This is a genomic window from Pseudomonas sp. MPB26 (assembly GCF_046605355.1).
Classification (GTDB): Bacteria; Pseudomonadota; Gammaproteobacteria; order Pseudomonadales; family Pseudomonadaceae; genus Aquipseudomonas; species Aquipseudomonas cedrina.
The window spans coordinates 2,214,750-2,239,726 of record NZ_CP176793.1 but is presented as its reverse complement, the minus strand read 5'-3'; the positions used below and the strand labels follow the sequence as shown (position 1 = coordinate 2,239,726).

Here is a 24,977-nt window from a genome sequence, read left to right as displayed (position 1 = left end):
CTGGCCATTTCAGATATAGCTTAAGGACATTTGGCTGAGTGGCTAAATACCGTAAGCGAATAAGGGCGGATATAAGCCAGGCGCAGATCCCAATGTGGGAGCGGCGGTGCGACGATTCGACTTGCTCGCGAAAGCGGTGGGTCAGTCAGTATATCTGGTACTGATACACCGCTTTCGCGAGCAAGCCCGCTCCCACAGTTTGATCGGCGTAGACCCGTTATTTATGCGGTCGAGTCAGGGCCTGGGGGCGTAGGCGAACACATCCGCACGCATCTGGTGCGCATCCATGCCGGCGTCGACCAGGGCGTCCAGGGTGCCGTAGATCATTGCCGGCGAACCGCTGGCATAGACATGCACCGACTTGAGGTCGGCGATGTCTTCGCACACCGCTTCATGCAGCAACCCGCAGCGCCCTTCCCAGCCGCACACATCGCTGACGACTTTGTGCAGGAACAGGTTGGGCAATTGCAGCCACTGGTCCCAGTGTTCGATCTGGTAGAAATCATCCGGGCGACGCACGCCCCAGTACAGGTGCACCGGGTGCTTGAAGCCGCTGGCGCGGCAATGCTCGATCAGGCTGTGCATCTGCGCCATGCCCGTACCGGCGGCGATCAACACCAACGGCCCATCCGGCAACTCGGCCAGGTGGGTGTCGCCGAACGGCAGCTCGACACGGGCCATCCGGTTGCGTTGCAGTTGCTCCAGCAAAGTGCGCGCACTGTCTTCACGCACCAGCACGTGTAGCTCCAACTCGCGCCCGGCGTGAGGCGCCGACGCCAGGGAGAATGCCGATTTCTCGCCATTCTCCCGTTCTATCATCAGGTATTGCCCGGCGTGGTACCGCACCGCTTTACCGGCCGGAGCGAGCAGGCGCACGCGCCACACATCACCGCCGACTTCCACGCATTCACTCAATTGGCACGACAACTTGCGCAACGGCAATTCTCCCGGCGCCAGCACGCCATCCCACAACACAATGCAGTCTTCCAGCGGCTCGGCGATACAGGTGTAGAACTCGCCATGATCACGCACTTCGCCGCCTTGCCGCACCCGCCCCTCCACCAGCAGCGCGGCGCATACGTGGCACACGCCATTGCGACAGGCCTGGGGGCATTCGTAGCCCAGGCGACGCGCGCCCTCGAGGATTCGCTCGCCGGGGACCAGCTCCAGCACGGCGCCGGAAGGTTGCAGGGTTACACGCATCAATCTATTCCCAATTCTTTCCAGATCGCATCGACACGGGCGGTGACGGCTTCATCCTTGACGATCACCCGGCCCCATTCACGGGTGGTTTCACCCGGCCATTTGTGGGTGGCGTCCAGGCCCATCTTCGAACCCAGGCCCGACACCGGCGAGGCGAAGTCGAGGTAGTCGATTGGTGTGTTGTCGATCATCACCGTGTCGCGCTTGGGGTCCATGCGCGTGGTGATGGCCCAGATCACGTCGTTCCAGTCGCGGGCATTGATGTCATCGTCGGTGACAATAACGAACTTGGTGTACATGAACTGTCGCAAAAACGACCACACGCCGAGCATTACCCGCTTGGCATGGCCTGGGTACGACTTCTTCATGGTGACGATGGCCATGCGGTACGAGCAGCCTTCCGGCGGCAGGTAGAAGTCGGTGATCTCCGGGAATTGCTTCTGCAGGATCGGCACGAATACTTCGTTGAGCGCCACGCCCAGGATCGCCGGCTCATCTGGCGGACGACCGGTGTAGGTGCTGTGATAAATCGGCTTGATCCGGTGGGTGATGCGCTCGACGGTAAACACCGGGAAGCTGTCGACTTCGTTGTAGTAACCGGTATGGTCGCCGTACGGGCCTTCATCAGCCATTTCGCCGGGATGAATCACCCCTTCCAGGATGATCTCGGCGGTGGCCGGCACCTGCAGATCGTTGCCACGGCACTTCACCAGCTCGGTGCGGTTACCGCGCAGCAGACCGGCGAAGGCGTATTCGGACAAGCTGTCCGGCACTGGCGTGACAGCGCCGAGGATGGTGGCCGGGTCGGCGCCCAGGGCCACGGAAACCGGAAACGGTTTGCCAGGGTGTTTTTCGCACCACTCACGGTAGTCCAAAGCGCCACCACGGTGGCTCAGCCAACGCATGATCACCTTGTTGCGGCCGATCACTTGCTGGCGGTAGATACCGAGGTTCTGGCGGTCCTTGTTCGGACCCTTGGTGACCGTCAGGCCCCAGGTGATCAGAGGGCCGACGTCGCCGGGCCAACAGGTCTGCACCGGCAGCATGGCCAGGTCGACGTCATCGCCTTCGATGACCACTTCCTGGCACACCGCGTCCTTGACCACTTTGGGGGCCATGGCAATGATCTTGCGGAAGATCGGCAGCTTCGACCAGGCATCCTTGAGCCCCTTGGGCGGCTCGGGTTCCTTGAGGAAGGCCAGCAGCTTGCCGATCTCGCGCAGCTCGCTGACCGACTCGGCGCCCATGCCAAAGGCGACCCGATCGGGAGTGCCGAACAGGTTACCGAGCACCGGGATGTCATAGCCGGTCGGGTTTTCGAACAGCAGCGCCGGCCCCTTGTTGCGCAGGGTGCGGTCGCAAATCTCAGTCATTTCCAGCACCGGCGAGATCGGCATCTGGATACGTTTCAACTCTCCGCGCTGCTCAAGTTGCTGCACGAAATCCCGAAGATCCTTGAATTTCATTAACCATGCCACCCGTAAAATAGACGTACATCCTACCTGCTATGACCGCGGCTGGCAGCCTGTCGCGGTGCATTTGGAGACATAGGGCGCTTAAAAAACCGACGCGAAAAAAAATGGCGCCCCTGAGGGCGCCATTCTTTTGGACCTGAAACGTCGTATTACTTACGTTTCATCGACAAGAAGAACTCGTCGTTGGTCTTGGTGGTTTTCAGCTTGTCGATCAGGAACTCGATGGCAGCGACTTCATCCATCGGGTGCAGCAGCTTGCGCAGGATCCACATGCGCTGCAGTTCGTCGTCGGCGGTCAGCAACTCTTCGCGGCGGGTGCCGGAACGGTTGATGTTGATCGCCGGGAAGACGCGTTTTTCCGCGATTCGACGGTCCAGGGGCAGTTCCATGTTGCCGGTACCCTTGAACTCCTCGTAGATCACTTCGTCCATCTTCGAGCCGGTTTCAACCAGCGCGGTGGCGATGATGGTCAGCGAGCCGCCTTCTTCGATGTTACGCGCGGCGCCGAAGAAACGCTTCGGCTTCTCCAGGGCGTGGGCATCGACACCACCGGTCAATACCTTGCCGGAGCTCGGGATCACGGTGTTGTAGGCACGCGCCAGACGGGTGATGGAGTCGAGCAGGATCACCACGTCCTTCTTGTGTTCGACCAGGCGCTTGGCCTTCTCGATCACCATTTCGGCAACCTGCACGTGGCGGGTTGGCGGCTCATCGAACGTCGAGGCAACCACTTCACCGCGCACGGTGCGCTGCATTTCGGTCACTTCTTCCGGACGCTCGTCGATCAGCAGCACGATCAGGTGAACTTCAGGATTGTTACGCGCGATGTTGGCTGCAATGTTCTGCAGCATGATCGTTTTACCGGCTTTCGGCGGTGCGACGATCAGGCCACGCTGGCCCTTGCCGATCGGAGCGCACAGGTCGATCACACGACCGGTCAAGTCTTCGGTGGAACCGTTGCCGGCTTCCATCTTCATGCGCACGGTCGGGAACAGCGGCGTCAGGTTCTCGAAGAGAATCTTGTTTTTCGCGTTCTCGGGACGATCGAAGTTGATCGTGTCGACCTTGAGCAGGGCGAAATAACGCTCGCCTTCCTTCGGTGGACGGATCTTGCCAACGATAGTGTCACCGGTGCGCAAGTTGAAGCGACGGATCTGGCTCGGCGAGACATAGATATCGTCTGGGCCGGCAAGATAGGAGGCGTCTGCGGAGCGGAGAAAGCCGAAGCCGTCCTGGAGAATCTCCAGCACGCCATCACCGGAGATTTCCTCGCCGCTTTTCGCGTGCTTCTTGAGCAGGGAGAAAATCACGTCCTGCTTGCGCGAACGGGCCATATTTTCTATGCCCATTTCTTCGGCCAGCTGGAGCAGGTCGGTAATCGGCTTTTGCTTGAGTTCAGTCAGATTCATATAGGAATGACGTAATCATTTATGGAGGGGGGAAATTAAGCTTTTGGCTTAATGAGGCCGCGCCGCAGAGAAGGCGACAGGATCGCGTACTATCGAAAAGGAATGCGTCGGCGACGGCTTGCAGGGGGCAATGGAGAAACCAGTGCGGGGCCGAATGTACCACCTGAGTTTCGGAGCGTCTAGCCCTGTGTAACGAAAAAGCCCCGCGATTTGCGGGGCCTTTTTCACGACACTTAGATGTTGGCGTCGAGGAAAGCTTGCAACTGAGACTTCGACAGCGCGCCCACTTTAGTGGCTTCGACGTTGCCGTTCTTGAACAGCATCAGTGTAGGAATACCACGCACGCCGTGTTTGGCAGGGGTTTCCTGGTTGTCGTCGATGTTCAGCTTGGCAATGGTCAGCTTGCCTTCGTAGGTGGTTGCAATGTCGTCCAGGACTGGAGCGATCATTTTGCAAGGGCCGCACCATTCAGCCCAGTAGTCAACCAGCACCGGGCCTTGAGCCTTGAGTACTTCGGCCTCAAAGGTCGCGTCGGTGACGTGCTTGATAAGATCGTTGCTCATGGATGTCTCCGGATTGTAAGCAAAAAAAACGTGACCCATCATAGCCGCCCTTCCCCCGTTCAGGAAGCCGCCTCTGATTGAGTCTTGCTATGGTGGTGCATGAGTCAGGGTATGGCCCGACTCAGGGCGACACGGGAGTCACAAACGCGATACCCGTACGCAATGCTGCATTACGTACATGTTCCTGCATGGTTTTCTGCGCCGTCGCACTCGCGCGCCGGGCCAGGGCGCGCAGGATTCTGCGATGCTCCTGCCAGGTTTCCATGGCCCGCTCCGGCCGGATGAACGGTAGTTTCTGGCTCTCCAGGAACACCTCGGCACTCGCGCTCAGGATACTGACCATCGCCTGGTTACCGCTGGCCAGGAGGATGCGCTGGTGGAATTCGAAGTCCAGCCGCGCCGCCGCTTCGAAGTCGCCGGCCTTGAGCATTTTGCGCATGGCCTCGACGTTATCTTCCAGGCGGTCCAGCTCATCGATGCTCAGCGTCACCGCCGCCAACCCCGCCGCAAACCCCTCGAGGGCATAACGCAACTGGAAGATATCCAGCGGCGTGGCCTGCGCCGCGAAGGGCCAGACAAACCCCGGCGATTCCTCGGCGGCCTGCACGAACACGCCCTTGCCCGGCTGCACACTGACCACGCCCAGCGCACTCAGGGACGACAACGCTTCGCGCAACGACGCACGGCTCACGCCTAACTGCACCGCCAGATCGCGCTGGGACGGCAACGCATCGCCCGGCCCGAAACCTTGCTGCTTGATCAGTTTACGGATGGCCTGCAAGGCCGCTTCCGGTACGGCTTGGGCGATGGAATTCATAAAAAACTCAAGATTGCAGTCAACTGAACGGCTAGTTGTAAAGCTATTCTCGGCCGGCGGCAAGCCACGCCCCAAAGGGGCTCGCGCGGTTTTCAGGGTGCTCGAAAAGGGTGCGAAAAGAATCGCTACTGTTCAGACCAGTAAGACCACCACGACCCATTAAATGCCTGGCCTGCAGACGTTCCCAGGAGTGATGGCATGGGCTGTGCAATCACGCATGCACCCATTCAGAAAATTCTTTCGCCCTTTTCGGAGAGTTGCCATGACCAAGCGCTACAGCGCCCTGCTCACAGCCTTGTTTGCCAGCCTGATGCTGAGCCAGGCACCCGCCCAGGCCAACGGTCTGGACGACATCGCCGCGCGTGGCACCCTCAAGGTCGCCGTGCCTCAGGACTTTCCGCCGTTCGGCTCGGTCGGCCCGGACATGAAGCCGCGCGGCCTGGACATCGACACCGCCAAGCTGCTGGCCGACCAGCTCAAGGTCAAGTTGGAACTGACCCCGGTCAACAGCACCAACCGCATCCCATTCCTCACCACCGGCAAGGTCGACCTGGTGATCTCCAGCCTGGGCAAGAACCCCGAGCGGGAAAAGGTCATCGACTTCTCCAAGGCGTATGCGCCGTTCTACCTGGCCGTGTTCGGTCCGCCTGACGTGGCCATCGCCACCCTCGACGACCTCAAGGGCAAGACCATCAGCGTGACCCGTGGCGCGATCGAAGACATCGAACTGACCGCCGTGGCGCCCAAGGAAGCCACGATCAAACGCTTCGAAGACAACAACTCGACCATCGCCGCCTACCTGGCCGGCCAGGTCGACCTGATCGCCAGCGGCAACGTGGTGATGGTGGCGATCAGCGAGCGCAACCCCAAACGCGTGCCGGCGCTGAAAGTGAAGCTCAAGGACTCGCCGGTGTACGTGGGCGTGAACAAGAACGAGCCGGCACTGCTGGAAAAGGTCAACAGCATTCTGGTCGCGGCCAAGGCCGACGGCAGTCTGGAAAAGAACGCTATGCAATGGCTCAAAGAGCCGCTGCCCGCAGACCTCTGAAGCGACGGAGCCTGACTCATGGCGTATCAATTTGACTTTGTGCCGGTGCTGGCCAATACCGACCTGCTGTTGCGCGGCGCGCTGTTCACCCTTGAGCTGACGGCCATCGGCGCCATCCTCGGCGTGGCGCTGGGTACCGTCGGCGCCGTGGTGCGGGCGTGGAAAATCCAGCCGTTCGCCTGGTTCTTCGGGGTGTATGTCGAGTTGATCCGCAACACGCCGTTCCTGGTGCAGTTGTTTTTCATCTTTTTCGGCCTGCCGTCCCTGGGGCTGAAGATCACCGAGTGGCAGGCCGCCGTACTGGCGATGGTGATCAACCTGGGTGCCTACTCCACCGAGATCATCCGCGCCGGCATCCAGGCTATCCCCAAAGGGCAACTGGAAGCCGCCGCCGCGCTGGCGATGACCCGCTTCGAAGCGTTCCGTCACGTGGTGCTGCTGCCGGCACTGGGCAAGGTATGGCCGGCGCTGAGCAGCCAGATCATCATCGTGATGCTCGGTTCGGCGGTGTGTTCGCAGATCGCCACCGAAGAGCTGAGCTTTGCCGCCAACTTCATTCAGTCGCGCAACTTCCGCGCATTCGAGACCTATGCCCTGACCACCCTGGTGTACCTGTGCATGGCGCTGATGATTCGCCAATTGCTCAATTGGATCGGTCGACGGTTTGTGATGAGGAACAGCTGATGAGTGATTTCTCGTTCTGGGACATCGTGCGCAACCTGCTCACGGGCCTGCAATGGACGCTGTTGCTGTCGCTGGTGGCGTTTGTCGGCGGGGGCCTGATCGGTTTGCTGGTGATGGTCCTGCGCATCAGCAGCAAGGCCCTCCCACGCAACGTTGCGCGTACCTATATCGAACTGTTCCAAGGTACGCCGCTGCTGATGCAGCTGTTCCTGGTGTTCTTCGGCGTTGCCCTGCTGGGTGTGGATATCTCGCCGTGGCTGGCAGCGGCGATCGCCCTGACCCTGTTTACCAGCGCCTACCTCGCCGAAATCTGGCGCGGCTGCGTGGACTCCATCGCCCACGGGCAATGGGAAGCCTCCGCCAGCCTGGCGCTGAACCCCCTTGAGCAACTGCGCTACGTGATCCTGCCCCAGGCCCTGCGAATAGCCGTGGCGCCGACCGTGGGGTTCTCGGTGCAGGTGGTCAAAGGCACCGCCGTGACCTCGATCATCGGCTTCACCGAACTGACCAAGACCGGCGGCATGCTCGCCAACGCGACGTTCGAGCCCTTCATGGTCTACGGCCTGGTGGCGCTTGGTTACTTTTTGCTCTGCTACCCCTTGTCCCTCAGTGCGCGCTACTTGGAAAGGAGACTGCATGCCTCTGCTTAGAATTTCCGCCCTGCATAAGTATTACGGCGATCACCACGTACTCAAGGGCATCGACCTGACGGTTGAAGAAGGCCAGGTGGTGGCGATCATCGGCCGCAGCGGCTCGGGCAAATCCACGTTGCTGCGGACCCTCAACGGCCTGGAATCCATCAACGACGGCGTGATCGAAGTTGATGGCGAGTACCTCGACGCCGCCCGCGCCGACCTGCGCAGCCTGCGACAGAAAGTCGGCATGGTGTTCCAGCAATTCAACCTGTTCCCCCATTTGACCGTGGGTGAAAACGTCATGCTCGCGCCGCAGGTAGTACAGAAAGTGCCCAAGGCCAAGGCCGCCCAATTGGCCAGGCAAATGCTGGAACGCGTCGGGCTGGGGGAAAAGTTCGACGCCTTTCCCGATCGCTTGTCCGGCGGCCAGCAGCAACGTGTGGCGATTGCTCGGGCCCTGGCGATGTCACCGAAGGTGCTGCTGTGCGATGAAATCACCTCCGCCCTCGACCCGGAACTGGTCAATGAGGTGCTCAGCGTGGTGCGCCAACTGGCCAAGGACGGCATGACCCTGATCATGGTGACCCACGAAATGCGCTTTGCCCGGGAAGTCGGCGATAAACTGGTGTTCATGCACCAGGGCAAGGTGCATGAAGTGGGCGACCCGAAACGCCTGTTCGCGCACCCGCAAACCGCCGAACTGGCCAATTTCATTGGTTCTACGGAACAGCCGGACTGACCAGCTCAAACCGGCCGCGCCCTTCCAGCAACGTCTCCCGGCGCACCGCAAGGGCGTCGGCCGGCAGTTGAACGTCGATCTCCACCTGGGCTGTCAACCGAAGGCCCGTGACGGGAACACCGGCTACGCTCGCATACAACGCACGACCGGGGAGCAGCCGCCCGCCGGCAGCTTCGTCGGGCTGCCAGGTGACCGGCCGACCATCGACCTGAGCCTGCTTCAGGCTCAAGGTGAAACGCCCTAGCCGCCCAAACTGAAAGTCTTGCGCATCGGCCGCTGCACCGCTGAAGCGCAGCACCATCGCGGCGGGGTTTGCGCAAAGCACACTCAAGTGCAGCGTACGCTGCGTATCGAGTCGCACGGCATCCCTTCCGGCTGACGCTTGCGCGGGGCGAATCACCCCGTAGTCGACCCTCGGCTCGCTCAGGGTCATCCGGCAGTCATCGGCACGCGCCTGGCTTGCCATGAGGGCAACCCACACCAGGCACAGGCCGCAGACAAGCGGGCCGCTCATCCGCTCAGCGAGCATGGCATACCACCGGCGCAGTTTCGTAAAATTGGTCATCGTCAGGCTCTTGTTCAGGGTTGATGTGCAGCAGGCAGGACGCCGAGTCCGGCAAGGAAACCCTCAGGGTTTGCTGCCCATCGATGTTGCTGAGAAAAATCATGCCTTCGCCCACCACGCTCGTCACAAAGTTGTTGTCCTGGCCAAACACCGCGGCCCCTTGAGGCAAGGGACGGCCCTGTTCGTCCTGGGCTTCAAGCAACAGACGACGAACCTTCAGCACATCAAAGTTGAGGATATTGACTGAACCACGGCCAGCCGCGAGCACCTTGGTGCCGTTCTTCAGATCGACGCGTTTGGGCAATGACTGGGTCTGTACCTGCAAATGGTTATTGCCGTAGGCCTGCAGCCCGGGAATGACCGCCTGGCCACTGAAGTCGGTCCATACCGGCCCTTGGGGCGTCGAAACCTTCGCCCCGCTGATATCGCCAACCGAGACGATGCCGAAGGTGTCCTGCACCGCGTACGGCGAGAATGTCACCCCATGCTCATGGGCCACGATGCCGCCTTGCAACTGACCGGAATAGTGGGTGTTCGAGGAATCACGGCTGACGCCCAGGCTGACGCGGGTATACAGCGGCAACAGGTCTACGCGGCCGCGCACGCGCTGCTCCCGCTCGTTCACGTCTCGATCAACGCCGACTTCATAGTCCACATAGTCGTTGACCCGCTCGCTGAGGGCGGTACCCGCGTCCAGGCGATCGCCTCGGCGGCTGACGTAGGCGCTCACGCGGCGATCACCGCCCAGGGGCAGGGTGACCTGCAGCCTGAGGGAGGTGTCCTCGTCCAGCCTTTCGTCGCGGCGCCCTCCCGCTGTCCGGTCCAGGCGTCGAGGCCTGGACCCACCGACCTGTGCGTCCGCGATCAACGCCACGTCAACGCCATTGAACGATTTGTTCCATGACGCAAAGAGGTGATCGGTGGATCGCCCGTCAAATTGCGAGCTACGGGTGAAACTGAGGGAAAAGCCCCCCATGAACGGATCCGCCCAGTTCAGCCCCGCCGTGTACTGGCGCTTGAAACGCGCATCGAGGTCGTGTCCCCGTGAGGCCTGGCCTGCGTCCAGCACTTCCCGATAGCCTTTATTCTGAGTCGAGGCGCTCAGGTTCATGTCGAGGTTGGCAAACAGGGGGCTGCCCAGCGACAGCGTGCTGCGCGCGCCGCCAACCCCGTCGATCCCATCACGGGACAGGTTATGGCGTAAGTCCGCTGTAACCTGATGAAAAAACACGCTGCTCAGGGTACCGCCTGCCGATTGATACTCGTCAGTACCGAGCAGCCCGAAACCCACCGATGAGCGCTGTCCCAGGCCCCAGGTTCCGCTGCCCATGGCGACCACGGGCGAGTCCGGCTCCCGGCTGTCGGTGGACGTCTCGCGCACCTTACCGAAAGAAAAGTAGTAGCCCGGCGTTACGGGAACCCCGCCGCGAAAAGACGCAGCGGGCACAACGAAACTGCGCTTTGCACCTTGCACATCAATCACGCTCACATCCAGGTCGCTGGTGCTGTTGAGCAACGGTAGACCGGTCAGCCTGAATGGCCCTTCGGGTACCAGCGTGGAATGGATCAACGCGCCCGACTGGCGCACTTCGACCCGTGACTGGCTTTGGGCCAGGCCTTCAACCACGACCTCACTGTTGCCCGCTCCCCCGCGTTGCTGGCCATCCGGGAAGAACTGCAAGCCGGTCAGTTGAACACCGCCAAATATCGGGTTGTTGCTGGAAATCTGCCCCGCCTGGAAGGTCGACTGCAACGCCGCAATATCACGCTGGGCGTAGGCATCCACCTGCTCGGTCCGCGCCCTGCCATTGTCGGAAACATAAAACTGACGGCTGCGGACAATCCAGTTACCCAGGTTGAACCCTGCCTCGGTATAAGCCGATACAAAGCGACTCGGCCCATTTCGCGAGTGGGTGTCGTAACCCAACACGGTGTAATTGAAGATAGCCGCCGCGCCGCCCTGGGAAAAATTCCCGGCCTCCCACTCCGGCGCCCGCAGCGACTGGGTTGGCACCACCAGGGTCACCTCATCACTGCTGGGACGCAGGCGCACCATGGTCGCCGGGTATTGCCCAACGAAATCATGGCAGGTCTGGTCGGGGTTGATGCCTTCGCGCAGCACCCTGGACGGCGTCACCAGACCGGCCTTGGCCAGCAATGCCGGGGTGAAGCACAGCTGGCCCTGGTAATCGAAACGTGCATCAACCAACCCCAGCGGGGTGCCATTGACGCGTAGCCCGACCACGTGCACGCCTTCGCGAAAGCGTGCCGCGCTGCGAAAGTACTCGGACACCTGGGGATCAATGCCAAGCGATGTCAACGCGGCCAGGTCAAAGCCTTCTCCCAGGCCCACAGCCGCGCTGGAACCTGGCAAGCCACACAGCGTCGCCAGGCCCAGCAGGACCTTGGAGCGCGCCTGCAAGCCGTTACTGGCCGCGCGTTTGGCGGCGCGACTTGGATGCCTGATCTTTTTCATAGGTCAGTCAATCCGCGCCAGCCACAACAGGGGCGCGGTAGCTTTCCACCGTGAACCCATAGACCGTGGCCGGTTGGAACTCCACCGCAACCACGCCTTCCATTGAGCCCGCCGACGCGACTGTCAGCACTTCACCCGGCAGGATGTAAGTGCGCGGCAACGTTCCCGCCTGTGCCTGCGGATGCAGTTGCACTTCCAGCGACATGCGCACGACGTAGGCGCTGTCGTTGCGAACCCTTAATTGCCCCCCTTCACGCTTCCATGTCAGCAATTGCCAGGGCGCATCGTGCCTGGGTAGCCCCTTTGGATGCAGGATCAATGGCAGGTTCTGCCGCAGGGTGATACCAATGGTCGCACCGCCGGGCGTGCGCGCCTGGGGGATGCCTTCAAATGAGACCCGCTTGAGGCGCTGGGTCTTGAGCGGGGCCTTCACCGTACTGATGAAACGCACAAGTTGGGTGTCGCCCGCTTCGACCCGGGTAATAGGCGGCGTGACGATCAATAAAGGTTCCGGGTCCTCCGGTATGCTTTCTATGACCGAATGAAGCAATGCCGGCCCAGGGTCGGTATTTTTAATATTAAGCGTTGCCTCGCCATCTTCTTCATTCAGAATCACAACTGTTGTTTCAGGCTGCATTCCGTCGGCTACTGCGATACCACATAAGCAAAAACCCAAACTTATCAATCGCAGCAACGACATCACTCTTGTTGATAGACCATTCACCGAGTTTACCCACAGCTATAAAGCCAACAATTAACAAACGCCCACGTAAAACAACCGACACTTAACAGAGACATGGAGCTGCCTTTGCATTAATGTCGGCTGTTGATGACGCATTTAGATGTAAGTCAATTCCAGCGTGGCGCGACCATCCAACGTTACATCGCGGGTCAGGTCCAGGTCCTGAGTGCGGTTGATAACGGCTTTCACTTCAAGCGTGCCATTGAGTTGGGTGATGGACGCGGGTACCAGGCTGGTTCCGTTGCGCCACGAATACTGACTAGGCTTTTGAGCGACCTTGCCGTCACTGGACTGCCAGGAACCGGTGGTTCCCACACGCATGAGCGGGCTGAGGCTCCCGGTGGATGAGCGTAGATCCTTGAGGGTGACCGAGTAGCCGCCAGTACGTTTGCCGCTGACAAGGCCCAGGCCGTAGTTCTGCGCTTCGGTGAATCCGGTACCGAGAATTCCCGGAACCTTGCTGCCCGATTGCAGATCAGTCAGCGCCAGGCCGAACTTCGCTGGCGTTTGGCCGCAACTGACGGCCAGGCTCACGGATTTCGGCGCGAGAGGATTGAACTGCATTGCAGACAAACTACCGGAGGGAATGACCTGGTAATCGACGATGCCGCCACCGGCGAGGCTCAGGTTGCAAGCCAGCGGCTTGATAGTCCCGCGGACTATAAGCTCGGCGGCCGTTGTTGCATGAGCACCGATACTCGCTACCAGACAAAGAGTACCTATTGTCAAACCAAGCATATTTTTCTTCATGTTTAACCTGTCATCTGGAATGGGAGGTGTTTTTACGATGGCCGGGCTTCCATCACCCAGCAATTATTCTTCCTTGTAATAATCGACCATAAATAAATAACACCACGGCAAATTGCCGAGTGACAGTCTGTCGCTTTGGTACCTCATTAAAAAATCAGAGAACACGATAGGAATTGTGGGAGCCGTAAAAATTATTAGTGAGCCAAGCCTACTCATTGGGTAGGCCCAAGTACGAAACTAATAAGTTATTACCCGCGTCCTTGTAGGCAAAGTCACAAGCGGCATAATTACAGTAAGAGGTTAATAGCTCCTACAATTCCAAAACCTCATTCGCAGAAAGTTTGGAACGCCCCCTTACATTTCCCACAAGAATTGCTCACAGACACCCATGGGCAAATTACCCAAGCAGTACGCGTTGGCACCACAGGTCGATCGTGGCACGATGGCTGGGTTATCGACCGAGACCCCCTTACCATGCCGCAATCCCAAGCCAAGAATCTGTCCCTGATCGCCGCCATCGACCTGGGCTCCAACAGCTTTCACATGGTCGTGGCCAAAGCCCAGAACGGCGAAATCCGCATCCTTGAGCGGCTCGGCGAAAAAGTACAACTGGCCGCCGGCATCGACGACGAGCGCAAACTCAACGAAGAGTCCATGCAGCGCGGCCTCGATTGCCTCAAGCGGTTTGCCCAGTTGATCAACGGCATGCCCCTGGGCGCCGTGCGAATCGTCGGCACCAACGCGTTGCGTGAAGCCCGTAACCGTGGCGAATTCATTCGCCGCGCCGAGGAGATCCTTGGGCACCCGGTAGAAGTCATCTCCGGCCGTGAAGAAGCGCGGCTGATCTACCTCGGCGTGTCCCATACCCTGGCCGATACCCCCGGCAAGCGCCTGGTCGCCGACATCGGCGGCGGCAGTACCGAATTCATCATTGGCCAGCGCTTCGAACCGCTGCTGCGCGAAAGCCTGCAGATGGGTTGCGTCAGCTACACCCAACGCTATTTCAAGGATGGCAAGATCACCCCGGCGCGCTACGCCCAGGCCTACACGGCAGCGCGGCTGGAGATCATGAGCATCGAGCACGCCCTGCACCGCCTAACCTGGGATGAAGCCATCGGCTCGTCCGGCACCATCCGTGCCATCGGCCTGGCCCTGAAAGCCGGCGGCCACGGCACCGGCGAGGTGAATGCCGAAGGCTTGGCGTGGCTCAAGCGCAAGCTGTTCAAGCTGGGGGATGCCGAGAAAATCGACTTCGACGGCATCAAACCCGACCGTCGCACCATCTTCCCGGCCGGCCTGGCGATTCTCGAAGCGATTTTCGACGCCCTCGAACTGCAACGCATGGACCACTGTGACGGCGCGCTACGCGAAGGCGTGCTCTACGACCTGCTGGGCCGTCATCATCACGAAGACGTGCGTGAGCGCACGCTGACCTCGCTGATGGAGCGCTATCACGTCGACCAGGAACAAGCCGCTCGCGTGGAGCGCAAAGCCCTGCACGCCTTCGACCAGGTAGCCGAGGACTGGGACCTGCAAGATGGCGTATGGCGCGAACTGCTGGGTTGGGCCGCCAAGGTGCATGAAGTGGGCCTGGATATCGCCCACTATCATTACCATAAGCACGGCGCGTACCTGATCGAGCACTCGGACCTGGCCGGTTTCTCTCGGGAAGACCAGCAAATGCTCGCCCTGCTGGTGCGCGGCCATCGCCGTAATATTCCCAAGGACAAATTCGCGGAATTCGGCGACGACGGCATCAAGCTGATTCGCCTGTGCGTGCTGCTGCGCTTTGCAATCCTGTTCCACCATATCCGTGGCACCCAGGAAATGCCTCAGGTGGCCTTGCGTGCCGCTGGTGACAGCCTGGACGTGGTGTTCCCCAACGGGTGGCTGGATGAGAACCAACTGACCCAGGCGGACTTTGCCCAGGAAGCGGAATGGCTGACGCGGGTGGGGTTCAGCCTGAACCTGCATTAAAGAACACCGCAAAACAAATGTGGGAGCGGGCTTGTGTGGGAGCTGGCTTGCCTGCGATAGCATCACCGAGGTGTGACTGACACACCGAGGTGCCTGCATCGCGGGCAAGCCCGACTCCCACACAAGCCAGCTCCCACATTGGGTTATGCAGGGTTTTAATTGACCGTCAGAATCGGGCTGCCCAATTTCTCCAACAACGTCGCCTGCGCACTGCGCGGGTTCTGGTTGCCGGTCGGCGTGTTGCGAATATAGCGGCCGTCCGATTGCAGGCTCCAGCTGTGGGTGTTGTCGGTGAGGTAGCTTTCCAGCTCCTTCTTGACCCGCATGATCAGCTTCTTGCCTTCTACCGGGAAACACGTCTCGACGCGCTTATCGAGGTTGCGCTCCATCCAGTCGGCACTGGAGAGGAACATCTGCTCCTCGCCGCCGTTGAGGAAGTAGAACACCCGCGTGTGCTCCAGGAAGCGACCGATGATCGAACGCACATGAATGTTGTGCGACACCCCGACAATGCCCGGACGCAGGCAGCACATGCCACGCACTACCAGGTCGATACGCACGCCGGACTGGCTGGCCTTGTACAGTGCGCGGATGATCTTCGGATCGGTCAGCGAGTTGAACTTGGCGATGATGTGCGCCGGTTTGCCTTCAAGGGCAAACTGGGTCTCGCGGGCAATCATGTCGAGCATGCCCTTCTTGAGCGTGAATGGCGCGTGCAGCAGCTTCTTCATGCGCAAGGTCTTGCCCATGCCGATCAACTGGCTGAACAACTTGCCGACGTCTTCGCACAGCGCGTCGTCGGAGGTCAGCAGGCTGTAGTCGGTGTAGAGCTTGGCGTTGCCGGCGTGGTAGTTGCCGGTGCCCAAGTGCGCGTAACGCACGATCTCACCGGCTTCGCGGCGCAGGATCAGCATCATCTTGGCGTGGGTCTTGAAGCCGACCACGCCGTAGATCACCACCGCACCGGCCGCTTGCAGGCGGCTGGCCAGTTGCAGGTTGGACTCTTCGTCGAACCGCGCACGCAATTCGATCACCGCGGTGACTTCCTTGCCGTTACGCGCGGCGTCCACCAATGCATCGACGATTTCCGAGTTGGCGCCGGAACGGTAAAGGGTCTGGCGCACGGCCAATACGTGCGGGTCCTTGGCGGCCTGGCGCAGCAAGTCGACCACCGGGGTGAAGGACTCGAACGGGTGCAGCAGCAGGATGTCCTGCTTGCTCACCACACTGAAAATGTTCTCGCTGTTTTGCAGCAGTTTCGGGATCTGCGGGGTGAACGGCATGTATTGCAGCTCCGGGTGGCTATCCAGGCCGGTGATGCTGAACAGGCGCGTCAGGTTCACCGGACCGTTGACCTGATACAGCTCGGATTCGGCCAGGTTGAACTGCTTGAGCAGGTAGTCCGACAAGTGTTTAGGGCAGGTGTCGGCGACCTCCAGACGCACCGCATCACCGTAGCGCCGTGAGAACAGCTCGCCGCGCAGGGCACGGGCCAAGTCTTCGACGTCTTCGGAATCCAGCGCCAGGTCAGCGTTACGAGTCAGGCGGAACTGGTAGCAGCCTTTTACCTTCATGCCCTGGAACAGGTCATCGGCGTGCGCGTGGATCATCGACGACAGGAATACATAGTTATCGCCAGCGCCCCCTACCTCTTCCGGTACCTTGATGATCCGTGGCAACAGGCGCGGCGCCGGGATGATCGCCAGGCCCGAATCGCGACCAAAGGCGTCGATACCTTCCAGCTCGACGATAAAGTTGAGACTCTTGTTCACCAGTAACGGAAATGGGTGCGTCGGGTCGAGGCCGATCGGGGTGATGATCGGGGAAATCTCGTCACGGAAATAGCGACGCACCCAGGTTTTGATCTTGGTGGTCCAGTGGCGGCGACGGATGAAGCGGACCTGATGTTTCTCAAGTTCCGGCAACAGGATGTCGTTGAGGATCGCGTATTGGCGGTCCACATGGCCGTGCACCAACTCGCTGATGCGCGCCAGGGCCTGGTGCGGCTGCAGGCCGTCGGCGCCGGCTTGTTCGCGGGCGAAGGTGATTTGCTTCTTGAGGCCGGCGACGCGGATCTCGAAGAACTCGTCCAGGTTGCTGGAGAAGATCAGCAGGAATTTCAGCCGCTCCAGCAACGGATAGGACTCATCCAGCGCCTGCTCGAGCACGCGGATGTTGAATTGCAGTTGTGACAGCTCGCGGTGGATGTACAGGCTGCTGTCATCCAGGTTGGTCACGGTGACCACCGGGGCCGGCACGGGCGGCTCGACCACCACGGCAGGCGCGGCGGGCTCATGCTCCGGCGGCGTCTCGGTGGCTTGTTCAACCACCGGGTGAGCGTCTTTTACGGCAACGTCTGTGAGTCCTTCGGTATTCATGGAATATTCCTGTGAGGGCTAGTGTTGCTCTCTAAGCAATTGGGCGGCGCGGGCGGCGAAATAGGTCAGGATGCCATCAGCCCCGGCGCGTTTAAAGGCTGTCAGGGATTCAAGGATCACCCCTTCACTCAGCCATCCGTTCTGTATTGCAGCCATGTGCATCGCGTATTCGCCGCTGACCTGATACACAAAGGTCGGCACCTTGAATTCATCTTTGACCCGATAAAGGATGTCCAGGTACGGCATCCCCGGCTTGACCATGACCATGTCGGCGCCTTCGGCCAGGTCGGCCGCCACTTCGTGCAGGGCTTCATGGCTGTTGGCCGGGTCCATCTGGTACGAAGCCTTGTCGGCCTTGCCCAGGTTGAGGGCCGAGCCCACCGCATCGCGGAACGGGCCGTAATACGCGCTGGCGTACTTGGCCGAATAGGCCATGATCCGCACATTGACGTGGCCGGCCACCTCCAGGGCCTCGCGGATCGCCTGGATGCGGCCGTCCATCATGTCCGAAGGTGCAACCACCTGAGCGCCGGCCTCCGCGTGGGACAGGGCTTGCTTGACCAACGCATCGACGGTGATGTCGTTTTGAACATAGCCGCCCTCGTCCAGAATGCCATCCTGGCCGTGGGTGGTGAAGGGGTCCAACGCCACGTCGGTGATCACCCCAAGCTCGGGGAAACGCTCGCGCAGCGCACGCGTAGCACGCTGGGCGATCCCTTCAGGGTTCCAGGCCTGCGCAGCGTCCAGGGACTTGAGTTCAGGCGGCGTGACCGGAAACAGCGCCAATGCCGGAATCCCCAATTCAACCCAACCGGCTGCTTCTTCAAGCAGCAGATCAATGCTCAAGCGCTCCACACCCGGCATCGAAGCCACCGCTTCCCGACGGTTCTCACCGTCCAGCACAAAGACCGGCAGGATCAGATCGTTCACCGTCAGTACATTTTCACGTACCAGGCGGCGAGAAAAATCATCACGACGGTTGCGACGCAGGCGGGTGGCGGGGAACAGCCGGTTGGCAGGGGTAAAGCTCACGACAGACTCCTGAGCCCGGGCATACGGGCGAGCGTTGCAGTTATAAGCGGCCATTATGACGAAGGTATGACAGTTGTGCTTAAGGATGCGACCTGTAGTCGCATTCGCCTTCTACGTAGGAATTGTTCACTTCGTGACACATCTCGATACTTTCATGAATCTTCGTGAAGGCGTAGGCTGCGCGTTCATTTCGCCAGCACCCAGACCATGCTTCAACAATTTCTGCATGACTTCGGCTACTTTGCCCTCTTCCTGGGCACCTTCTTTGAAGGCGAGACCATACTGGTCCTCGCAGGCTTCCTGGCGTTCCGTGGATACATGGATATCAACCTGGTGGTGGTCGTAGCCTTTTTCGGCAGCTACGCCGGCGATCAGCTTTGGTATTACATGGGCCGCAAGCACGGCCGCAAGCTGTTGGCGCGCAAGCCGCGCTGGCAGTTGATGGGCGACAAGGCGCTGGAGCACATCCGCAAGCATCCGGATATCTGGGTGCTGAGCTTCCGCTTCGTCTATGGGCTGCGCACGGTCATGCCGGTGGCGATTGGTCTTTCCGGTTACCCACCGTTGCGCTACCTGATTCTTAACGGTATTGGTGCCGCAATCTGGGCGGCGGCGTTGGGCGCAGCGGCCTATCACTTTGGCGCGGTGCTGGAGGGCATGCTGGGTAGCGTGAAGAAATATGAGCTATGGGTATTGGGCGCGTTGCTGCTGCTGGGCCTTGGCCTCTGGTTGCGCCGTCGCTTCAAAAACGCTCGTATCGCTCGCCAGGCCTGTGCTGATGAAAAGGCCCGGCTTGCCGCCGAGCCCGCGCGGATCGAAGCACCCAAGACGCCAGTCGAGTAAATCGGCCACTGCAGCAGTAGAGGCCGATCACGCTGAGCAGACTGCAAGCCAGCAAGCCTGGCCAGCCCAGGACCATCGCTGCCGTGGGCAGACCTTCGCCAACATTCATCAAATAACTGCCAAAGCCCACATAGGCCGCGAACAGCAAGGCGATGTAGACCTGTGCCGAAAATCACCGGCTCGCTGTCGTCCCCCTCCTGGTAGGTGCCTGACCACCGGCCCCAAAGAATGAACACCCCGCCGTAGTTGCGATCCATGTAGAGGTTGATGGGATCGCGCTCGCCGCCCCAGCGGTCGGCAAGCGGTTCCACCATGATCAAGGCGATGACCGCGTAAGGTACAAAGTCCAGGGTCTGGTCCGGTCTATTTTTGTTACATCAAGAGTAGGTGCAGTGACGCGAGTTCCCATTGGCAACAGATGACAAATTAGTAGACATTTAACGCCAAGACTCCAGGAGAAATGCCCATGAGCAAAAAGATTGCAGTGATCCTTTCCGGCTGTGGCGTGTACGACGGCGCAGAGATCCACGAAAGCGTGATCACCCTGCTGCGCCTGGACCAGCGCGGCGCTCAGGTTCAATGCTTTGCCCCGGACATCGCGCAACTGCACGTGATCAACCACCTCACCGGCGAAGAAATGCCCGAGTCGCGCAATGTCCTGGTGGAGTCGGCACGGATCGCCCGAGGCGCGGTGCAGGACATCGCTGAGGCCGACGTCACGCAATTCGATGCGCTGATCGTGCCAGGCGGTTTCGGCGCGGCCAAGAACCTGTCGAACTTTGCCGTGGAGGGCGCCGGCTGCAGCGTCAACCCACAGGTTCTGGCGCTGGCCGAGGCCTTTGCCGAAGCGGGCAAGCCCGTGGGGCTGATTTGTATCTCACCGGCCCTGGCGGCGAAGATCTATGGCCCGGGCGTGACCTGCACCATCGGCAACTGTGCAGACACCGCGGCCGCGCTGGACAAGATGGGCGCGACCCATCAGGAATGCACGGTGGAAGATATCGTCGAAGACAAGGCACGCAAACTTGTGAGCACACCGGCCTACATGCTCGGCAAGAACATCAGCGAGGTCGCCTCGGGGATCAACAAGCTGGTGGACCGGGTGTTGGAGCTGACCCACGAGAACGACTGATAGTGATGAACGGGCTTGTTGTGGCGAGCGGGCTTGTCGAATCGTCGCACCGCCCGCGCTGGGTGGCGAAGCCGCCCCCGTTCAGGCCTGGCGTATCAATCGAGTGAGGATGCGGTCCAACGCGTTGGCAAACGCCTGCTTGTCCTTCTCACCATGGGGCGGTGGCCCGCCGCCCATCTGGCCTTGCTCACGCAGGTCAGTAAACAGGTTACGCACCGCCAGCCGTTCACTCATGTTCGCCGGGCTGAACTCCTTGCCGCGCGGGTCAAGCGCCGTGACGCCCTTTTTCACCAATCGGTCGGCCAGCGGCACATCGCTGCAGATCACCAATTCACCGGGCACTGCGTGCTCCACCAGGTAATCATCGGCCGCATCCGGGCCGCTCGGTACCACGATCAGCTTCACACATGAAAAACTCGGCTTGATCTGGCTTTGCCCGGCCACCAGCACCACCTCGAACTGGCGCTTGAGGGCAAACTTCACCACTTGGTCCTTGGCCGCCCGAGGGCAGGCGTCTGCATCGATCCACACGCGCATTTTCAGCTCTCCATAAGCCCGCTCCCACACGCTCAGGCAACAGCGCGGCGCTTCTCGGCCAACCGACTGCGGCCATACAGGATCACAATCGCCAGGATCGCCACCGCTTGCGCACTCAAGGAGTACGCATCGGCGTGGATGCCCAGCCAGTCGAAGTCGAAGAAGGCCACCGGCCGCGTGCCGAAGATGCCCGCTTCCTGCAACGCCTTCACGCCATGCCCGGCAAATACCACTGACAGCGCACACAGCAGTGCCGCGTTGATCCCGAAAAACAGCGCCAACGGCAGCTTCGCCGAACCGCGCAGGATCACCCATGCCAGGCCCACCAGCAGCACCAGCGCCGTGGCGCCACCCGCCAGTACCGCGTTGTGCCCGGCCGGGCCGGCTTGCAGCCACAGGGTTTCGTAGAACAGGATCACCTCGAACAGCTCGCGATAGACCGAGAAGAACGCCAGCATCGCAAAGCCGAAACGCCCGCCGCCGCCCACCAGGCTGCTCTTGATGTAATCCTGCCAGGCGGCTGCGTGGCGTCGGTCGTGCATCCATACGCCAAGCCACAGCACCATCACGCTGGCGAACAGTGCCGTGCAGCCTTCAAGCAACTCACGCTGGGCGCCGCTTACGTCAATCACATACGCGGCCAACGCCCAGGTCGCCAGGCCGGCCAACAGCGCCAGGCCCCACCCCACGTTGACGCTGCGTACCGCCGATTGCTGGCCGGTGTTGCGCAGGAACGCGAGGATCGCGGCCAGCACCAGAATCGCTTCCAGGCCTTCACGCAGCAGGATCAACAACCCGGAGATGTAGCTCAACGACCAGCTCAGGCCGTCGCTGCCCAGCAAGCCGGCGGACTCGCTGAGCTTGCCCTTGGCCACGGCCAGGCGTTGCTGCACCTGGTCGACCGGCAAACCGTCCTGCAACGACTGTCGATAAGCCATCAGCGCCTTCTCGGTGTCCTTGCGCACGTTGGCATCGACGTTATCCAGGGAGCTTTCCACCAGTTCGAAGCCTTCCAGGTACGCAGCCACCGACAGGTCGTAGGCCTGTTCGTGATCACCCTTCTGGAACGCGGCCAGGCTCTTGTCCAGTGTGGTGGCGGTGTAGTCGAGCAACTGCGCCGGGCCACGCTTGACCTGCGGCGGTTGCGCGCGCTGGGCGCGGAACGTCGCCGCGGCAGCCGGGCCATTTGCGGTCAGCACTTCATCAGGCGTCTGGCGGGCCAGCTCGGCCAGATTGAACGGCTGCTCGCTGTGGGCGGCGGCCGGGTCGGCGGTGAAGCTGGCGATGTAGGTGGCCAGGTCCCAGCGTTGGCGGTCGTCGAGCTGGTCGGCGAAGGACGGCATATCGGTGCCTTCGACGCCCAGGCCAAGGGTGTTGTAGATCGCGTAGAGGCTCAGGCGGTCCAGGCGCCCGGCGTCGCGCAGGTTGGCGGGTGCTGGCGTCATGCCAATGCTGGCCGGGCCGTCACCCGCGCCCGATGCGCCGTGGCAAACCGAGCAATGCTGGACGTAGAGCGGTGCGCCGCGCGTTGGATCAGGCGTGATCGCCGGGGCCTGGCTAACCTCATAGGCCACTGCCAGTTGGGCACCCAGTTGACGGGCTTGGCGAGCGACCGCCGCGCCGTCCTGATGCGCAGTTACAGCTGCTGACAGTTCATCGACGCCTTTGGTCAAGGCCGCGCGTTCCGGGCGCTGTGGCAATTCTGCCACCAGCCCCTGCAACACCCCGAGAAACTCCAGCTGTTCGCGGTATTCGGATTCGTCGATAACCTTGCCCGCCTCCACCGTCTGTGGATAGTCAGCGCCAATGTAATCCAGCAGATGCAAGGCTTGTTGGGCGCCCTCGGCAGTCGCGGCGAACAGGTTGAAGCTGCACGACATCAACGCCGGCAGCAGCAGCCCGGCGAGAAAACGGAAAGGGGCGGTCATGAACGAATCTCAAATGGAAATACGAAGTAACACATTGTCAAACCTTAAGGGGTTTGACTCAAGGCGTAAGTGATTTGGGGCGGGCACTTTCAGGAGTGGGAGGGTGGCATCTTTGTCAATTCATGCTGCAAAAAGCCATTGTTTTGCCATTAATGTTGCCCATAATGCCGCGCCCTGTTAGTGCAAAAGGGAATTTGGTTCCTCGTTTTTATGAGGAATTACCGATGTTTGATACGTTCAGGGAAGAAGTCTGCATGGCATTTCGCGCCTTACCTTCGCTTGCGCTTGTGGCGGTTACGTTCTTATCCGGCTGTTCGATGTTTCGCAGCTATGACACCGAACTGCAGGCGACCAACCAGCAATTGGCCACCGGCAATGTCGACGCCGCACTGACGCTACTGGAAAAGAACAACACCGGCGACGACAAGGACTTGCTCTATTTCTTCGAAAAGGGCGAGTTGCTGCGTGCCAAGGGCGATTTGACCGGCAGCCAGACCGCCTGGCGCAGCGCTGACCTGCAAGTCTACAGGTGGGAAGAGTCGGTCAAGTTCGACAGCGCTAAATACCTGGCCCAGTTCGGCAGCTTCCTGACCAATGACAAAGTGCGCCGCTACGAAGGCTATGACTACGAAAAGGTCATGCTGACCACGCAGATGGCCCTCAACCTGCTCGCCCTGAACGACTTCGACGGCGCGCGCACCGAAATCAAGAAGACCCACGAACGCGAGGCCGTGATCGCCGACCTGCGGGACAAGGAATACCTCAAGCGCGAAGATGAAGCCCAGCGCGAAGGCGTGACCACCCAGTTGAAAGACCTGCGCGGCTACCCGGTGCAAGCCCTGGACGCGCCGGAAGTGGTCGGCCTGAAAAACAGCTACCAGAGTGCGTTCAGCCATTACCTGGCCGGTTTCGTCTACGAAGCCCTGGGCGAAAAAGACCTGGCGGCACCCGGCTACCGCAAGGCCGCCGAGTTGCGCCCCAACACCCCGTTGCTGGAACAGGCCCTGCTGAACCTGGACAAATCCAAGGTCGGTGCCGACGAAACCGACGTGCTGATCGTGGTGCAGAGCGGCCTGGCTCCAGCCCGCGACTCGATTCGCCTGCCGCTGCCGATCCCGATCAACGGCAACCTGGTAATTACCCCGTTGTCGTTCCCGGTGATCAAGGCCGATACCTCTACCGCGACCTTTGCCCAGATCGGTGTCGACGGCCAGCAACAGAACCTCACCGCACTCAACAGCACCACGGCCATGTCCCGTCGTGCTCTACGCGATGACATGCCGGGCATCATCCTGCGCACGACCGTGCGTGCGGTGACCCGTGGCGTGGCGCAGAACAACCTGAACAAGACCAACCCCATGGCGGGCCTGGTGCTGGGTATCGCATCGGCCGTCACCGAAGGCGCCGACACCCGCACCTGGCGCACCCTGCCGGACATGACCCAGGTGACCCGCCTGCGCCTCAAGCACGGCGAGCATAAAGTCAGCCTGCCCAACGCCCTGGGCGGCACGCTGGTGACGGTCAAGGCTGACCAGCGTTACCAGGTCATCACCCTGCGTGTGGTCGGCAACCAGGTATTCGCCGGTGGCCTGGCCGCCCATGTGGTGCCGAGCACCGCGACCCAGGCCATCGCCCTCAAACAACCTTAAGGAGCATGCTATGCGTCATTTCATCCTCGGCGCCCTGGCGCTGGTCCTGCTTGCCGGCTGCGCCACTCCGCCGCCACCGGAGCCCGGCAGCGCCGCGAGCAAAATCGTGGTGATGGGCAAGTTCAAGGGCATCGCCGTCGGTGCCATCCGCGTTGCGCGCGAGAACGGTTTTCTGACCGCCAAAGTGCAGTTGAGCAATATCACCAGCAGCAACCAGATGATGTATTACCGCTTTGCGTGGCTGGGTGCCGACGGCTTTCCGGTGGGCGACGAAGAAACCTGGAAAGTGCTGAACCTGTACGCCAACCAGGCGACCTTCCTGCCGGCGATTGCCAATCTGCCGCAGGCAGCCGACTTCCGTCTTGAAGTGAAAACCCCTTGAACCGTCCCCCCTT

22 protein-coding genes and 1 pseudogene are annotated in these 24,977 nt (G+C 60.7%); 9 read left to right on the top strand and 14 right to left on the bottom strand.

All coding sequences use genetic code 11. The features are described 5' to 3' along the window. Positions 1-234 precede the first annotated feature (234 nt). The 5 genes from ACLH0H_RS10265 to ACLH0H_RS10245 all read right to left on the bottom strand — a co-directional run bounded on the left by ACLH0H_RS10265 (position 235) and on the right by ACLH0H_RS10245 (position 5,467). Entirely contained in the window at positions 235-1,203 is a 969-nt protein-coding gene (locus tag ACLH0H_RS10265) for a CDP-6-deoxy-delta-3,4-glucoseen reductase (protein ID WP_307388308.1), read from the bottom strand. Next, positions 1,203-2,669, bottom strand: coding sequence for a 4-hydroxy-3-polyprenylbenzoate decarboxylase (gene ubiD / locus ACLH0H_RS10260; protein WP_017530862.1), 1,467 nt, complete (start codon positions 2,667-2,669; stop codon positions 1,203-1,205). The genes ACLH0H_RS10265 and ubiD overlap by 1 nt, the downstream gene beginning before the upstream one ends. Before the next feature lie 158 nt (positions 2,670-2,827). Then, positions 2,828-4,087, bottom strand: coding sequence for a transcription termination factor Rho (rho, locus tag ACLH0H_RS10255; protein WP_003176825.1), 1,260 nt, complete (start codon positions 4,085-4,087; stop codon positions 2,828-2,830). A gap of 233 nt (positions 4,088-4,320) precedes the next feature. Then, positions 4,321-4,650 carry a thioredoxin TrxA gene (gene trxA / locus ACLH0H_RS10250; RefSeq protein WP_003213989.1) on the bottom strand — a complete coding sequence of 110 codons (330 nt, stop codon included), beginning with the start codon at positions 4,648-4,650 and terminating at the stop codon, positions 4,321-4,323. 121 nt (positions 4,651-4,771) lie between these two features. Beyond that, the gene (locus ACLH0H_RS10245) at positions 4,772-5,467 is read right to left on the bottom strand and encodes a FadR/GntR family transcriptional regulator (protein WP_076951974.1); all 696 of its coding nucleotides are present in this window, start codon (positions 5,465-5,467) and stop codon (positions 4,772-4,774) included. Between the two features lie 262 nt (positions 5,468-5,729). Here ACLH0H_RS10245 and ACLH0H_RS10240 point away from each other — a divergent pair, with 262 nt between their 5' ends. From ACLH0H_RS10240 to ACLH0H_RS10225, 4 genes are read left to right on the top strand one after another with little or no spacing between them, the layout of a single operon-like run. Further along, a complete protein-coding gene (locus ACLH0H_RS10240; RefSeq protein WP_411381911.1) occupies positions 5,730-6,515 on the top strand; it encodes a transporter substrate-binding domain-containing protein in 786 nt (261 codons plus the stop codon). Positions 6,516-6,533: 18 nt separating this feature from the next. Further along, complete coding sequence (locus ACLH0H_RS10235) at positions 6,534-7,199, top strand: amino acid ABC transporter permease (protein WP_076951976.1); 666 nt, start codon at positions 6,534-6,536, stop codon at positions 7,197-7,199. Continuing rightward, complete coding sequence (locus ACLH0H_RS10230; protein ID WP_411381910.1) at positions 7,199-7,849, top strand: amino acid ABC transporter permease; 651 nt, start codon at positions 7,199-7,201, stop codon at positions 7,847-7,849. The genes ACLH0H_RS10235 and ACLH0H_RS10230 overlap by 1 nt, the downstream gene beginning before the upstream one ends. Beyond that, positions 7,836-8,573 (top strand): amino acid ABC transporter ATP-binding protein, encoded by a 738-nt coding sequence (locus tag ACLH0H_RS10225; protein WP_307388303.1) that lies wholly within the window; start codon positions 7,836-7,838, stop codon positions 8,571-8,573. The genes ACLH0H_RS10230 and ACLH0H_RS10225 overlap by 14 nt, the downstream gene beginning before the upstream one ends. Here ACLH0H_RS10225 and ACLH0H_RS10220 read toward each other — a convergent pair. From ACLH0H_RS10220 to ACLH0H_RS10205, 4 genes are all read right to left on the bottom strand, one after another. Continuing rightward, positions 8,554-9,087, bottom strand: coding sequence for a hypothetical protein (locus ACLH0H_RS10220; protein WP_411382395.1), 534 nt, complete (start codon positions 9,085-9,087; stop codon positions 8,554-8,556). The genes ACLH0H_RS10225 and ACLH0H_RS10220 overlap by 20 nt on opposite strands. Positions 9,088-9,091: 4 nt before the next feature. Beyond that, positions 9,092-11,614 (bottom strand): fimbria/pilus outer membrane usher protein, encoded by a 2,523-nt coding sequence (locus ACLH0H_RS10215; RefSeq protein WP_411381909.1) that lies wholly within the window; start codon positions 11,612-11,614, stop codon positions 9,092-9,094. A 7-nt stretch (positions 11,615-11,621) separates the two neighbouring features. Next, the gene (locus tag ACLH0H_RS10210) at positions 11,622-12,314 is read right to left on the bottom strand and encodes a fimbria/pilus chaperone family protein (protein WP_411382394.1); all 693 of its coding nucleotides are present in this window, start codon (positions 12,312-12,314) and stop codon (positions 11,622-11,624) included. A gap of 138 nt (positions 12,315-12,452) precedes the next feature. Further along, on the bottom strand, positions 12,453-13,106 hold the full coding sequence (locus tag ACLH0H_RS10205; RefSeq protein ID WP_411381908.1) for a DUF1120 domain-containing protein: 654 nt from the start codon (positions 13,104-13,106) through the stop codon (positions 12,453-12,455). A gap of 474 nt (positions 13,107-13,580) precedes the next feature. Between ACLH0H_RS10205 and ppx the strand changes: the two genes are divergently transcribed. Further along, a complete protein-coding gene (gene ppx / locus ACLH0H_RS10200; RefSeq protein WP_411381907.1) occupies positions 13,581-15,083 on the top strand; it encodes an exopolyphosphatase in 1,503 nt (500 codons plus the stop codon). 155 nt (positions 15,084-15,238) lie between these two features. Here ppx and ppk1 read toward each other — a convergent pair whose 3' ends face one another. Together ppk1 and hemB are read right to left on the bottom strand one after the other, a co-directional pair. Continuing rightward, the gene (gene ppk1, locus ACLH0H_RS10195) at positions 15,239-17,461 is read right to left on the bottom strand and encodes a polyphosphate kinase 1 (RefSeq protein ID WP_411381906.1); all 2,223 of its coding nucleotides are present in this window, start codon (positions 17,459-17,461) and stop codon (positions 15,239-15,241) included. An 18-nt stretch (positions 17,462-17,479) separates the two neighbouring features. Then, positions 17,480-18,493 carry a porphobilinogen synthase gene (gene hemB, locus ACLH0H_RS10190; protein ID WP_411381905.1) on the bottom strand — a complete coding sequence of 338 codons (1,014 nt, stop codon included), beginning with the start codon at positions 18,491-18,493 and terminating at the stop codon, positions 17,480-17,482. 207 nt (positions 18,494-18,700) lie between these two features. Between hemB and ACLH0H_RS10185 the strand changes: the two genes are divergently transcribed. Then, on the top strand, positions 18,701-19,336 hold the full coding sequence (locus ACLH0H_RS10185) for a DedA family protein (protein ID WP_076951983.1): 636 nt from the start codon (positions 18,701-18,703) through the stop codon (positions 19,334-19,336). Here the strand turns inward: ACLH0H_RS10185 and ACLH0H_RS10180 are convergent. Next, positions 19,320-19,599: pseudogene (locus ACLH0H_RS10180) on the bottom strand (hypothetical protein); the annotation flags it as partial. The gene ACLH0H_RS10185 and the pseudogene ACLH0H_RS10180 overlap by 17 nt on opposite strands. Positions 19,600-19,802: 203 nt before the next feature. Between ACLH0H_RS10180 and elbB the strand changes: the two are divergent. Next, complete coding sequence (gene elbB / locus ACLH0H_RS10175; RefSeq protein ID WP_076951984.1) at positions 19,803-20,468, top strand: isoprenoid biosynthesis glyoxalase ElbB; 666 nt, start codon at positions 19,803-19,805, stop codon at positions 20,466-20,468. An 81-nt stretch (positions 20,469-20,549) separates the two neighbouring features. Here elbB and ACLH0H_RS10170 read toward each other — a convergent pair whose 3' ends face one another. Together ACLH0H_RS10170 and ACLH0H_RS10165 are read right to left on the bottom strand one after the other, a co-directional pair. Continuing rightward, a complete protein-coding gene (locus ACLH0H_RS10170) occupies positions 20,550-21,005 on the bottom strand; it encodes a YaiI/YqxD family protein (RefSeq protein WP_307388294.1) in 456 nt (151 codons plus the stop codon). A gap of 32 nt (positions 21,006-21,037) precedes the next feature. After that, the gene (locus tag ACLH0H_RS10165; protein ID WP_411381904.1) at positions 21,038-22,933 is read right to left on the bottom strand and encodes an FTR1 family protein; all 1,896 of its coding nucleotides are present in this window, start codon (positions 22,931-22,933) and stop codon (positions 21,038-21,040) included. Positions 22,934-23,187: 254 nt separating this feature from the next. Here ACLH0H_RS10165 and ACLH0H_RS10160 point away from each other — a divergent pair, with 254 nt between their 5' ends. Further along, positions 23,188-24,582 (top strand): COG3014 family protein, encoded by a 1,395-nt coding sequence (locus ACLH0H_RS10160; protein WP_411382393.1) that lies wholly within the window; start codon positions 23,188-23,190, stop codon positions 24,580-24,582. A 10-nt stretch (positions 24,583-24,592) separates the two neighbouring features. Then, on the top strand, positions 24,593-24,964 hold the full coding sequence (locus ACLH0H_RS10155; protein WP_008439304.1) for a YcfL family protein: 372 nt from the start codon (positions 24,593-24,595) through the stop codon (positions 24,962-24,964). Positions 24,965-24,977 lie beyond the last annotated feature (13 nt).